This window comes from Rhodoferax lithotrophicus (genome assembly GCF_019973615.1).
Lineage (GTDB): Bacteria > Pseudomonadota > Gammaproteobacteria > Burkholderiales > Burkholderiaceae_C > Rhodoferax > Rhodoferax lithotrophicus.
This window is the reverse complement of sequence record NZ_AP024238.1, coordinates 291,459-303,317: the sequence shown is the minus strand read 5'-3', so window position 1 is coordinate 303,317 and position 11,859 is coordinate 291,459. Positions and strand designations below refer to the sequence as shown.

Below are 11,859 nucleotides of genomic sequence, written 5' to 3'. Positions count from 1 at the left end.
AATCAAAACGCCAAGCGGTGGGACTCTAGACCGAAGAGGTCATCCGTACCGTGTGCTGGCGAACAGAACTCCGGCAGCGCAGGGTGGCGCACGGGCGGCAGGAATCAGCCAGATCAGATGTGTGTGAACCTGAAGTTCCGCTTGGGGCAACAGGTGGGTCGCCGCAGACCCTGACGGCAGTAATACAGCAGGTGCAGGCGGCAAAGCAAACGATGCCGCGTGTGTCAGGCAATACGGGCAGTGACCGTTGTGGGCCGTAGATGGTGTGCCACCGGGCTGTTGCGTGGTTTGCGCCAGGATCTGGCCCTCTGGTCCCAATTGCACCCAGCTTGTCCCTTGCGTGGTGCAGATTTCAAGCCACTCGCCACTGGCCGAGCTGGTGGGCTTGGGGGTGGGCTCAAAGGCCAGGGACACCGTAGGCAGCAGCGCGTTCAACAGGATGGCCACCATGGCCATCCATGTACAAACGAAACGGCGGCGGGTGCTCATGTCATGAAAAAATGAACCAGGCCGAAGCCCGCTCAAAAAAACTGTGGAGCACACAGTTTAGCGAAAGCCGGTTTGATACTTGTCAGAAAAAGACCATCCATTTGCTATGTTTTAAATAGCTATTTACGCTTATAAAGCAAGCACTACAGGCTTATTTGCTTGCAGGTTCCGACACAAACCCGATGCGCACCAAACCGGCCTTGGCCGCAGCCGCCATCACCTGGGCCACCTTTTCGTAAAACACATGCCGATCCGCGCGGATGTGTACTTCCGGCTGGGGTTGTTTGGCCGCTTCCTGAGCAAAACGCGGGGCCAACGCCTCCTGCGGTACAGGCTCACCATTCCAGAACAAATCACCGTTTTCGCGAATGGCCAATTCAATGTGTGCCGGTTTGGTGATGTTGACGTTGCTAGAAGCTTTGGGCAGGTCGATCTTGACCGAGTGGGTCAGCAGTGGCGCGGTCACGATGAAGATCACCAGCAACACCAGCATCACGTCCACCAGCGGCACCACGTTCATGTCGGCCATCGGGGGTTTGTCGCGGTAGCGTCTGAAATTGCGCCCAGCCATGGCTTACTCCTGGCGAGCCGTGCTGCTGCTGCCGGTCTTGATGGTCAGCAACACGTAGAGGTCATGCGAGAACGACTCCAGCCGCGCCAGCCACATGCGGTTGCGCCGGTTGAAGGCGTTGTAGGCCAGCACGGCGGGTATCGCCACCGCCAGCCCCAGCGCCGTCATGATCAGCGCCTCACCCACGGGGCCCGCCACCTTGTCGAGCGTGCCCTGTCCGCTCAGGCCGATTTGCACCAGCGCGTGGTAGATGCCCCAGACCGTGCCAAACAGCCCCACGTAGGGCGCGGCTGATCCGGCCGAGGCCAGCACCGTCAGGCCGTATTCGGAGCGGGCCGCTTCCAGATCCACCTGATTGCCCAGCGTGCGGGTGAGGTATTCGCCCATGCCACCGGCCACCGCCAGGCTGTCATGGTGGCTGTCGGCCATGGCATCGAGCGACTTTTGCACCAGCTCGGCAAATGCGTTGTCGGCCGGGTGATCTCGCAAGGCAGCGGCAGCCTGCTCCAGCGTCGGGGCTTGCCAGAACTGCTTCACAAACGCATCGGCGCGGCGCTGCGCCAAGGTGTTGGCCAGGGCGCGGGTCAGGATCAGATACCAACTGGCCACCGACAGCAGCAGCAAGATGCCCAGCACGACCCGGCCCATGCTGTCGGTCTGGCTCAAAAAGTGGGCAAAGCCCAGGCCTTCAACGGCGACTTGTTCCATCAGTTCAGTTTCCTTTAAGCTCAAATTTAAACGGTTGCAGCGCAGTGGCCCGCACCGGCTGGCCATTGCGGGTGGCGGGCGTGCAGCGCCAGGTGCGCACTGCGGCCAGTGCCGCATTGTCCAGGCGCTCGAAACCGCTGGAGCTTTGCACCTGGGCAGAGGTGATTTGGCCGGTCTCGCTCAGCTCCACCTGCACCACCACCCGTCCCTCTTCCCCCAGGCGGATCGACATATTGGGATAGCGCCGATCAGGATGATGCGGGCAAATCACTGACAACTCAGATGACAAGGCCACCGGCCCCACAGGCAAGGGTGCCGCGATGGCTGGTGCCGGGGCCGCAGCCACGGGTACAGGGGCAAGCACCACCGGGGCCTGAATGGGCTTGGGTGGCGGCGCAGGGGCCACAGGATCAGTGGGGGCCGTCACCGGGGTTTCTGCAACCAGTTGGCGGGGCTGGGGTGGCGCGACGGGGCGCTGCTGCTGTTTGGACGGGGGAACAGGTGCCCGCTGGAGTTCTGGTGATTTTTTCTCTTCTGGTGGCGCAATGAAGCTGACAAACAGCGTGGCCGTATCGGTGGGCGCGGGAAGCAGCCGGGCGCTCCACAGAGCATAGAAGACACCGGCGTGTAACGCCAGCACCAGCAGCAAACCAGCCAGTCGTTGTCCAATCAAGTTCATCAGTTTGTCAGTCATCGCCATCACATCGTGGCGCAAGGTGCGATTCTCACCGCTCTTTGAACCTAGGTCGAACGGATTAGGCCACTTCGCTGCCAGCTCACTGCCTTGTGATGCTCTGCGCCACCGGATACCCACCCATGGTGCCGATGCCCGCATAACCGGTCATGCAGGTGCTCCCCATCATGCCCCCGGCAAAGCAGTCGCCGTAGGCCAGTTGGTTGATCTGGGCTGGGGTCAATGGGGCCGTGGGGTTGGCCAGATTCACATAAATCGTGGCAAAGGCGTTGCCCACACCACCGGCAGCCGGATTTTTCGCCGCCGGATAGCCGTAATACAGACCCTGCGAATTGGCGGCAAAACCACCCTCGGCAAACACGTGGGTGGTGTTCAGGGCAAAGCTGGTGACCGTCAACCCACCCGCACCATCGCTGAGGGCAGACAACTGGTACACCAGCGGCACGGTGGTCATCGGTGGGCCGGTCATGGACTCGGTCAGCGAGCCGCTCAAACCGGTGACGGTTTGGCTGGTGGAATTCAGCATGAAGCTGCCGGTGAAGATGCTGTCATTGGGCTGGGTGTCGGGCTCAAACCAGCGGGCCGTGACCTTGTAAGCCGTCAGCACCGGGGCCGCTGCCGACAAGGCTCCGCTGCCCACACTGTTGCTGGCCTGCACGGCAAAGGCATAACCGGCGCAGGTGCTGGGGCAGCTCACCGTCAGGGGCGAAGCCGCGCCGGAGGCCGAGAGCCCGGCCGGAACCGAGCTCACGCTGTACTGGGTGATCGGGCTGCCGCCACTGGTAGCCGGGCCGCTGAAGCTGACCAGCACCGTCTGGGCCACCGTGCCCAGGCTGGCCGACACGGCGGTGGGCGCACCGGGCACCGTGGCGGGCACGTTGGAGTTGGCCACGCGCAGGGTTTGACTGACTTGCGGCGCAGCGTTGACGCTGGCATTGCCCGGCTGACTGGCGATGATGGTGCAGTCACCCGCCGCCAGATCGGTCACCTCACCGGTGCTGCTGTTGACGCTGCACACCGTTGGTGTGCTGCTGCTGTAGTTCACCGCCAGGCCGGAAGTTGCCGTAGCCGATACCGTGGCCGTACCGTACAAAGTCAGCACGGGTGCGGCACCAAAACGGATGCTTTGCACCGGACTGGCCTGCACCACGAGGCTTTGGGTGGCTTGCGTGGCCGGGGCAAACTGGTCATTGCCCGACTGGTCCGCTGCAATCACGCAAGTGCCGGCCACCAGGCTGCTGACCAGGCCGGTGCTGGTGTTGACGCTGCACAAACCTGGCGTGCTGCTGCTGTAACTCACCGCCAGGCCGCTGCTGGCGTGGGCGGAAACGGTGGCAGAGCCCCCCAGCACCAAGCTGGGTGCTGCAGCAAAAACAATGGTTTGTGGTGTGGCCTGGATGGCCGGGCCGTTGCCACCGCCGCCACAGGCCACCAGCAGGCAGGTGGCCAACAAGCTGACTAGCCGCAGTGGCAGGACGGTTCTGGAGTCTTGGAGTGGGACGTACATGGTATTTTTCAAAAATTGACAAGCTACAGAGGGTGTTGGGGGGAGGGACTAAAAGCGCAGGCTCAGCGCCACATGGATAGAGCGGCCCAGACCCGGCACCACCACGCCCCACGGAATGCCCAGGCTGGTCATGGACGCGCCCTGGCCCAGATAAGCGCCGCCCAGCGGCATGGCATAAAACCGGTTGAACAGGTTCTCAATGCCCAGATCCAGCCTGAGCTGCTTGGTCTCATAACTGCTGCGCAGGTTGAACAGGCTGTAACCGGCGGTGGGCACTTCATTACGCACTTGCGAGACCCGGGTTTTGGCGGCCACCAACTGCACTTCAGCGGTGTGGGTCCATGCGCCCAGGCTCTGCTGCAAGGCCAGTGTGGTGTTGATCGGCATGATGTTGTGCAAGTTGTCGCCGGTGGTCTGGTTGCTGCCGTTCACGTAGCTCAACACCCCTGTACCCTTGAAGCGGCCCCAGTCGGCACTGGAGCCCAGCAGCAGGTGGCCGGACAAGTCCAGACCATACAGCCGGGCTGACTGGTTGACGTACTGCAGGTTGACAAAGCCGCTGGTGGCGCTGAGGTTGGCCGCACCACCACACTGGCCGATGGCGCAGCGCTGGGCATCGATGAAGTCTTGCACCCAGGTGACATAGCCTGTAGCCTTGAAGCCCCATTGGGTGGTGTCGGCAGCGTGCCAGTCGCCGCTAGCACTCAGGGTGTGGGCCACCTCAGGCTTGAGGTTCAGGTTGCCGACGTAGCCATTGCCGTCACCCACAAAGTTGTTCATCAGCGTCGCCATCGGCTGGGTCGACCAGGGGTAACGCTGGTACAGGTTGGGCGAGTGGGTTTTGCGGGCCAGGCCAAGCTCAAAACTGCGGCGGTCTTCTGGGGTGTAGCGGGCCAGGGCGGTGAAATCCAGGTTGTTGTCGGTACGCTGGCGGTTTTGCGCGTTGAAACTGGCTGCGTCCGTGGCCCAGATGGCCTGGGCGTTGTAGCCTTGCACCGGGCCTGCGTCACTTTTCACGGTCTCGCTGCGCAGGCCGATCAGGCTCAGCCATTGCGGGTTCCACTGGGCCTCCCACTCGGCAAAGGCCCCGAGCCGGTCGCGTGTGCCGTAGTCCACATTCCAGAAAGTACGCGGGCCCATCACCCCACCGGCTTGTGGCCACCAGTCGTACAAGGTGTAGGTTTGGGACTCCAGCCCGGCTTTGACAATGTCGCGCTCGGACAGCGCCGTTTCGGCTTGCAGCAGCACCCCACGGGTTTTGGCGCTGGTGTTCATGGGCATGCCAAGCAGCCCGTAGCTGAAGCGGTCTGGCCCCATGTTCATGAAATGCTCGGTGTTCTGGCCGTAGGCACGGGCGATCAACTTGCCCCAGTCAAACTGGCCGGTGTAGCGCAGGTTGAGCTGGGTGCTTTGGTTGCCGGTCATGTCCATGCGCTGGTTGGGGAAGCCTTCAAACGGCAGGTTCTGGGTGCCTATATTGAGCTGCAGCATGTGTTTGTCACGCCGCAGGGCGATGCCGAGGTCATGGTTTTCGGTGGTGTAGTGGCTCGAGGCCACCTCGTTGGCCGCCAGCCAGGGACCACCTGTCGTGCCTGGGCCTGCAGCTTTGAAGTCAGCACCCGCGCTGTAGTTGGACGCTTTGGCGCTGGCCCCGCTGTAGGTCAGACTCAGGTTTTGCCCTACCAGGGTAGCCCCGGCGTTGAGCCCACTGGCACCGCCGTTGCTGCGGTAAAACGTGCCCAACAGACCCTTGGCGGTCACCTGATCGGCACTCTGGGCAAACTCCGGCGGTGCGGAATTGACCGCAATTGTGCCGCCCAGACTGTCCCCGCCCACACTCACCGGGGTGATACCGGCAAACACCGTGATGCTGCCGACGCGGGTCGGGTCGATGTAGGACAGCGCCGAGTTCATGTGGTTCGGGCAGGCGGCCACCAAGTCCATGCCATCCACCTGGATACGCAGGCGGTCATCAGCCAGGCCGTGAATGGCCGGCAGGCTGGAGACACCCCCTGCACCGTACAGGCTGAGGCCAGGAATATCCTGCAACAGCCGGGCACTGTCGCTGGTGGCCGCACGCTGCGAGGCCAAATGGGCATGGGGCGTTTCCGTCGCCCCCAAAGGCGAAATTTTGCTCGCCGTGACCGTGACCTCGCTCAACACCGTCACCTCCTGGGAGGCTACGGCAAACGGCAGGGAGGTCAACAGGGTGGCCAGGGCGGTCAGGCGAAAGGGCCTATTCAGGGAGAAGCTGGTATTCATGCGGTTGTGGTCAGGCCGTGGGTGGTGGTGGATCAGGCTGTAGCCATCTGGCTGCGATGTATTGCCGAGCTGGCGGTCATGCCGGGAATCAAGGCCTGGGCGCGCAAGGCCAGGCTGCTGAAGCTGGCTTTGTGCGGCTTGCGGTCTTGCAGGTAGTCAAGCTTGCGCATGCTGCTGAACACACGCGAGACCGTTTCAGGGGCCGCGTCCAGAATGTCAGCCATGTCGCTCAGATGGGGCAAGGCACACTCCGCGGTGGTTTTGGCATCCGGGTTCACACTGTCGGCAAACATCAGCAGCAGGCATTTCACACGCTGCGACACCGGCCCGGTGCGCAGGCTGACCACCTCGCGGCAGCGCTGGTGCGCCACCACCACGGTTTCCATCAGCAGGGCCATCATCTCGGCCCCTTCGGCCAGCACCGGCGCCAGGCACACGGGGGTCAGGGCACGCATGGCCAGACTGTCGTCGGTGCCGACCCATTGCTCGACACCAATCACATCACCGGGCAGGGCCAGACGCATGAACCGGCTGGCCTCGTCACCCGCGGCACTGTCAAGGCGCAGTGCGCCCGACTGCACACGCCACATCTGCTTGAGGTCTTGCCTGGACAAGGCATCACGCGCGTTGAGCATGCGGTTGGGTGATGGACTGCTTGAGTTGTTCATGGTCTCTCCTTTTTACATACAAATTGGCCTCTAGCCCTTGATATACAAGCGCAAGAAGCTATTGTTTCGCTAGTGATTGACGAGTTGATGATGACGGGGTTTTGAACGGGTCTGCAAACCTGGGGTTGTTCAAGAACGCCTGGTCGGTCAGGGTTTTCAGGAAGGCGATGAGGTCGGCCTGCTCGGCCTGGCTCAGCCGGATCTTGTCCAGCCGCGCGTCCTTGAACGGGTTGTGGCGGCCATCCCCCTGATAGGGCCCAGACGTGATGTCGCGCCCACCTGCGGCATAAAACGCCAGCACGTCTTGCAGTGTGGTGATGCTGCCGTCATGCATGTAGGGGGCGGTGACTTCGATGTTGCGCAAGCTTGGCACACGGAACTTGCCCATGTTGGAAGCATCTTGGGGCATGACACCGATCACGCCGGGGTTGCTGTCGGGGTAAGCCCCCTTGCCATCCACGTTGTACAGGCCGGTGTTGTGAAACGGCTGGTTCGACTGGGGTGCCGCGGCAGACACCGTCTGGTCAGAGAAATTGAAACCGCTGTGGCAGGTGGAGCATTGCGCCTGCTCGCTGAAAAACAGTTTGCGTCCGCGCTCTTCGGCCTCTGACAGGTGTGTGGTACCAGCTTGCGCCTGGTCAAAGCGTGAATTGCCGGAAATCACCCCGCGCTCAAAGGCCGCAATTGCCTTGACGATGTTCATGAAGTTGATCGGCTCGCCCGGGAACACCTCCTGGAAGCGGCGCTGGTAGTCGGCATCGTTCTGGAAACGCGCCAGCACCGCCGCCTTGTTCTCGTCGTTGATGCCCAGCTCGACCGCCAGGTTTTCAACAAACATCGGCACACCGGCCTGGATTTCCAATGTGTACTGTGAGGGGTTGGCCCAGGTCAGCGTGGGGTAATAGGCCACGTTGGCAATGCTCATGGCCCCACGCGCAGTCACATCGCCGGTGGAGCCGGTCGCCACCGGCTTGCCATCGGTGAAGGCCAGGTTCTGGAAATGGCAGGAGCCGCAACCCATGCTGCCGTTGCCCGACAGGCGTGTGTCAAAGAACAGGTGGCGGCCGAGCTGGAACTTGGCCTCGGACATCGGGTTGTCGGCAGGTACCAGCGGCTCGGGGAAGCCCTTGGGCAGATTCCAGTGCCAATCGCTGTTTGTAGAAGGGGGCACGGCGGGTGAGTCCTTGGCCAGGAACGGCGAAGGAATCACCCCGAGGGCCAGCAGGCCAGCCGCTACGGCTGTAGCGGCCAGCCCGACCAAGGTCAGGGCTGGTTTGTTCATCGGCTTACCTGACGCTGAAAACGGTTTGCACATCCGCACCGGTCAAAGTACGGCCGCCGATGACGCCTGTGAATCCAAGACCCAGGGCCTTGAAGATCGGTGCGCACTCGGGGTCAGTGGTAGCAGACATGCAGCCAGGCGCACCGCCACCTTCATAAGTCAGGTCAGTGTCTTTGAACAATTTGGCGACATCCAGCACCACCTTTTGTGACGTGGCGTTGAAGGCATCGAACTTGATGCCCAGGCGGTTGGCGTTGGTGCAAGCGGTTTCCGGTGCGCCCGCGGCAGGATTACCCGCGCAACCTGTAGAGCCAATGTGTGTATTGGCAATCGCATTGGTACCCACAACACCCGCTGCAAATTTCTTGGAAGGCGTGTCGGGTCTGAAGTCGATTTTGATGAATTTACGCCCACCTTGCCATGTCCAGCTCATGGCCGCGGTTTGCAGCGGCGCAGGCGATGCCGGATCAGCCACATTCACATGGTTGAGCTTGGTCGTCAAATCTGCCGAGCGAACAGGCACCCCCACCGTGAAGGAAATACCGGTGTAGCTGCCCGGCACCACCTTGCCGGTGATCGCAGTCTTGTAGGTGGCGGTGCACGTGGGTGCGCCAGCCGCCGCCGTGTTGTAGCCAAAGTCCAGCAGCGCCAGGTTTTTGGCCTGGCTGGCATCTTCGGTCATTACCAGCGGTACGGCATTGCCAGCGGCATCCCACAGCAGCACGTTGGAGATGTAGAAGCGGATGTCCACAAACTGGCCAGCCGTGGACTGCGCAGCACCGGGTGTGGCCAGCAAGGTGGCAGCGCTCGGGGGCGCTCCTGTCAGCTTGGATTGATCCCAGCGCTGCACGTTGGGCAGCGTGACCGCGTCACAGGCTTTGATGGAAGTTGCGCCGTTCACCACGTCAAAGTTAACCGTCACGGCCTGTGTGGCGGCGCCGGTGGTCAGTTTGCTGGCCAGCGTGGCGCGCACTGTGTTGGCATCTTCCACACCCACCACCGGAACGGTGGCGGGGGCCGAGGCGCCTGCTGCAGGTGCAGCGGCAACCACCGCCTGTTTGGCCATTGTCAGCAACACACCTTGCAGGTCTTTTTTCTGCGCGGTCGAGCCACCGCCGACCACATCCGCGTTGTTTTTCAAGCTTTGGGTGATCATCTGGGCGCGGATATGTGCGTCCGCATCAGGCTTGGCAATGTAGTCGGCCAACGGATCGGACGCGATGTTCAAGGCTGTTTTCACGTTCACCGAAGCCGAAGCCGCGCTCAGTGCTGGCGTGGCCTGCAATTCCTGGTGCACCAACGAGCTCAGTGGTGTCACCGTGGTGTTGCCCTTGGGCGTGGTCAGCACAAAGGCTTTGCCCACGGTACCAGTAAAGTCAGAGTCGGTCGCGGTAGCGGGCACTTCGGCCACGAGGGGGTATTTGGCCTCATCACCTGCGGTGATGCCAGGGATGGTGTATTTGCCATCTGCGCCAGTGGTGGCAGAGGGCTCGCCAGCATCACAGACGGTGTTTTCATTCTTGTCCAGGCAAACCTTGGCCCCACCCAGGTAGCCGTCGGCCACCACGCCTGACAAGGAAAGAGTTGTTGCGCCACCGCCACCGCTACCGCCACCACCGCCACAAGCGGTTAATACAGCAGCAGTGATCAGGCTGATCGCGAGAGCAGGTTTAAAAATCAGTGTCATTTGAAAATCCAGTCAATAAATGGGGAGAGATAAAACGTCAGTTCAGGGCTCAATGGACATGTGCAGCCGCTGAATCCCGCGGCGTTTGCACCCAGACCTTGACGGTCTTTGTCCCGGCGTGTTCAAAGTTCAGCGTCAGGTCGAACCGGTCCCCCTCTTTCAGGGGAGCTTTGAGGTCAATCAGCGTGAGCTGGTAGTCGCCGGTGTGGCGCAGTGGAGTAAGCGTTTTGGCCGGCAGTTCGATGGCCTCAACCGGTTGGCCAATCAGGCCACGGGCATCGGGCTTAAGACTGTGCAACACCACTTTGGCGGCCGCCGGTGTGCTGGCACCCAACAACTTTTCAGCCTGGATTCCGGCATTTTTGATGCCACGCAAATAGGCCTTGCCATGCGGCTCGCCCGGTGCGCTGGGCACGGCGTAGGGGTGATCCAGCTGCAAGTCCCCCGCCGCCACGCCGTGGGCGTGAACGGCGCTGGGCAGACAAGCCAGCCACAGCAGCAGCGCCAGGGCGAGGCCGATGTGGAGGTGGGTCGCCCAGCGCAGCAGCGCAAGTTCTGAAAATTTCATCATGGAGTCCTGAGTTCATGGCCAAAAATGGCGTATCCGGCGCTGTGCGGCCAGCACGCAGCAAACCCTGGAGGCAGGCACAGCTGCACAACCAAGGTGAGGGAAAGAAACTCAGAGCGCGGGCGGGCCGCGGGGGGGCGCTGCCGCGATGATCCGGGCAGGCAGGAAACCGGGTGCAGCGGACACGGGCACCACGGCATGACCGGGTACGGCCAAAAACAGGGTGGAGGGCTGGCTCGGTGGTGCCCATCGGTCGGCCATCAGCAAACAAAACGGGCAATGCTCCAGCACCACCGGCAGACCAGAGCCGCGCAAAGACTCCGAGGGGGCCGACGAGGCCTCCTGCTCATCCTGTGCGCTTGTGCTGGCCACGTCCTGGACTGCGGGCAAGGCCATCCAGCGCGGCCCGCTGGTGGTACAAATCTCGATCAGCCCCGCCGTGGCACCACCACGCGCCCACTGCAACGCATGCGACACCGTGGGAGCCAGCGCGCCAAACAGCGCCAACCCAAGCGCCAGCCACAACACCCAGGGGCGGCGTGGCAGAGCGGTGGCTCGGGGCGGGCGGGTGAGCATCATGGCAAAAAGTGCACGCGGATGGGCTGACCGTTGGTCAATACAAGAGGTTTAAGGCTTGGCGGCCGGTTGGCCACCTGACATGTTGTGCATGGAATGGTCCATGGCAGGCTTGCCCATACCACCGGGGGCACTCATGAGCACCGGCAGGCTGAGTTCCTGCTTGCTCTCAACCCCTTTGCCATCCTTGAAAGTCAGCGTCAAAGGAACCGTGCCATCTTTCATCAAGGGGGCTTTCAGATCCATCAACATCACATGAAAACCACCGGGTTTGAGCTCCACCGCTTTGCCGGCGGGCAGCTCCAGGCCACCTTTGACCTCGGCCATTTTCATCACGCCGCCGTCCATCTTCATCTCATGCACCTGGGCCACACCGGCCACTGGTGAAGCGGCACCAACCAATTTGGAGCCACTTTTGGCGGTCAGGGTCATGAAGGCCCCGGTAGCCATCTGGCCTTTGACGGTGGCACGCGCCCAGGCGTTCTGCACCTCCACGGCTTCACTCTGGGCCAAAGCGCACAGTGTGGAAGTGGCCAGGGCCACGGCAGTGATCAATGATTTGAATTTCATGGGATTTCCTTCTGGGTGACAGGGTCAAAACGACCGGATTAAACATGTTTTATAGCTCTAACGCTTATTTAACAAGCGTCAATAGCTATAAAATATATAGCGATCTAATGACCGTCGCCGTGCTCAAAATCGGCCAACGGGTTCCTGCAGAGTGGTGTGCGGGCGCGGTGCAAACGGATTCAGGGCTTGACGCATCCCACCTCCCGATGGGTGGTCACGGCCAACGGCCATGTGTCGTCAAATCTTCATGAAATCAGGCTCTAGCGCTTACGCAGAC

General features: G+C 61.8%; 12 protein-coding genes. All 12 read right to left on the bottom strand.

Translation table 11 applies throughout. The annotated features are described in order from the left end of the window. Positions 1–39: 39 nt before the first annotated feature. The 12 genes from LDN84_RS01370 to LDN84_RS01315 all read right to left on the bottom strand — a co-directional run bounded on the left by LDN84_RS01370 (position 40) and on the right by LDN84_RS01315 (position 11,582). Positions 40–489 carry a DUF2946 domain-containing protein gene (locus LDN84_RS01370; protein ID WP_223907058.1) on the bottom strand — a complete coding sequence of 150 codons (450 nt, stop codon included), beginning with the start codon at positions 487–489 and terminating at the stop codon, positions 40–42. Positions 490–640: 151 nt separating this feature from the next. After that, a complete protein-coding gene (locus LDN84_RS01365) occupies positions 641–1,060 on the bottom strand; it encodes an ExbD/TolR family protein (protein WP_223907054.1) in 420 nt (139 codons plus the stop codon). A 3-nt stretch (positions 1,061–1,063) separates the two neighbouring features. Continuing rightward, the gene (locus LDN84_RS01360; protein WP_223907051.1) at positions 1,064–1,768 is read right to left on the bottom strand and encodes a MotA/TolQ/ExbB proton channel family protein; all 705 of its coding nucleotides are present in this window, start codon (positions 1,766–1,768) and stop codon (positions 1,064–1,066) included. A 4-nt stretch (positions 1,769–1,772) separates the two neighbouring features. Then, the gene (locus tag LDN84_RS01355; RefSeq protein ID WP_223907048.1) at positions 1,773–2,462 is read right to left on the bottom strand and encodes an energy transducer TonB; all 690 of its coding nucleotides are present in this window, start codon (positions 2,460–2,462) and stop codon (positions 1,773–1,775) included. Between the two features lie 82 nt (positions 2,463–2,544). Then, positions 2,545–3,969 (bottom strand): hypothetical protein, encoded by a 1,425-nt coding sequence (locus LDN84_RS01350; RefSeq protein WP_223907045.1) that lies wholly within the window; start codon positions 3,967–3,969, stop codon positions 2,545–2,547. Positions 3,970–4,017: 48 nt separating this feature from the next. After that, positions 4,018–6,231: a TonB-dependent receptor gene (locus LDN84_RS01345; protein WP_223907042.1), complete on the bottom strand. Its 2,214-nt coding sequence runs from the start codon at positions 6,229–6,231 to the stop codon at positions 4,018–4,020. A 32-nt stretch (positions 6,232–6,263) separates the two neighbouring features. Next, a complete protein-coding gene (locus LDN84_RS01340; protein WP_223907039.1) occupies positions 6,264–6,899 on the bottom strand; it encodes a cyclic nucleotide-binding domain-containing protein in 636 nt (211 codons plus the stop codon). A gap of 58 nt (positions 6,900–6,957) precedes the next feature. Then, a complete protein-coding gene (locus LDN84_RS01335) occupies positions 6,958–8,181 on the bottom strand; it encodes a methanobactin export MATE transporter MbnM (protein WP_223907035.1) in 1,224 nt (407 codons plus the stop codon). A 4-nt stretch (positions 8,182–8,185) separates the two neighbouring features. Beyond that, positions 8,186–9,868 carry an MbnP family copper-binding protein gene (locus LDN84_RS01330; RefSeq protein ID WP_223907032.1) on the bottom strand — a complete coding sequence of 561 codons (1,683 nt, stop codon included), beginning with the start codon at positions 9,866–9,868 and terminating at the stop codon, positions 8,186–8,188. 49 nt (positions 9,869–9,917) lie between these two features. Continuing rightward, positions 9,918–10,436 carry a copper chaperone PCu(A)C gene (locus LDN84_RS01325; RefSeq protein ID WP_223907028.1) on the bottom strand — a complete coding sequence of 173 codons (519 nt, stop codon included), beginning with the start codon at positions 10,434–10,436 and terminating at the stop codon, positions 9,918–9,920. A 111-nt stretch (positions 10,437–10,547) separates the two neighbouring features. Beyond that, a complete protein-coding gene (locus LDN84_RS01320) occupies positions 10,548–11,015 on the bottom strand; it encodes a DUF2946 family protein (protein ID WP_223907024.1) in 468 nt (155 codons plus the stop codon). Between the two features lie 48 nt (positions 11,016–11,063). Next, a complete protein-coding gene (locus LDN84_RS01315; protein WP_223907021.1) occupies positions 11,064–11,582 on the bottom strand; it encodes a copper chaperone PCu(A)C in 519 nt (172 codons plus the stop codon). Between the last annotated feature and the right edge of the window lie 277 nt (positions 11,583–11,859).

What these genes read in the sequence shown, in the direction of transcription:
- LDN84_RS01335 (WP_223907035.1), bottom strand. Translation starts at nt 8,181, where the DNA reads ATGAACAAACCAGCCCTGACCTTGGTCGGGCTGGCCGCTACAGCCGTA.
- LDN84_RS01315 (WP_223907021.1), bottom strand. Translation starts at nt 11,582, where the DNA reads ATGAAATTCAAATCATTGATCACTGCCGTGGCCCTGGCCACTTCCACA.
- LDN84_RS01350 (WP_223907045.1), bottom strand. Translation starts at nt 3,969, where the DNA reads ATGTACGTCCCACTCCAAGACTCCAGAACCGTCCTGCCACTGCGGCTA.
- LDN84_RS01360 (WP_223907051.1), bottom strand. Translation starts at nt 1,768, where the DNA reads ATGGAACAAGTCGCCGTTGAAGGCCTGGGCTTTGCCCACTTTTTGAGC.
- LDN84_RS01345 (WP_223907042.1), bottom strand. Translation starts at nt 6,231, where the DNA reads ATGAATACCAGCTTCTCCCTGAATAGGCCCTTTCGCCTGACCGCCCTG.
- LDN84_RS01370 (WP_223907058.1), bottom strand. Translation starts at nt 489, where the DNA reads ATGAGCACCCGCCGCCGTTTCGTTTGTACATGGATGGCCATGGTGGCC.
- LDN84_RS01325 (WP_223907028.1), bottom strand. Translation starts at nt 10,436, where the DNA reads ATGAAATTTTCAGAACTTGCGCTGCTGCGCTGGGCGACCCACCTCCAC.
- LDN84_RS01330 (WP_223907032.1), bottom strand. Translation starts at nt 9,868, where the DNA reads ATGACACTGATTTTTAAACCTGCTCTCGCGATCAGCCTGATCACTGCT.
- LDN84_RS01320 (WP_223907024.1), bottom strand. Translation starts at nt 11,015, where the DNA reads ATGATGCTCACCCGCCCGCCCCGAGCCACCGCTCTGCCACGCCGCCCC.
- LDN84_RS01365 (WP_223907054.1), bottom strand. Translation starts at nt 1,060, where the DNA reads ATGGCTGGGCGCAATTTCAGACGCTACCGCGACAAACCCCCGATGGCC.
- LDN84_RS01340 (WP_223907039.1), bottom strand. Translation starts at nt 6,899, where the DNA reads ATGAACAACTCAAGCAGTCCATCACCCAACCGCATGCTCAACGCGCGT.
- LDN84_RS01355 (WP_223907048.1), bottom strand. Translation starts at nt 2,462, where the DNA reads ATGACTGACAAACTGATGAACTTGATTGGACAACGACTGGCTGGTTTG.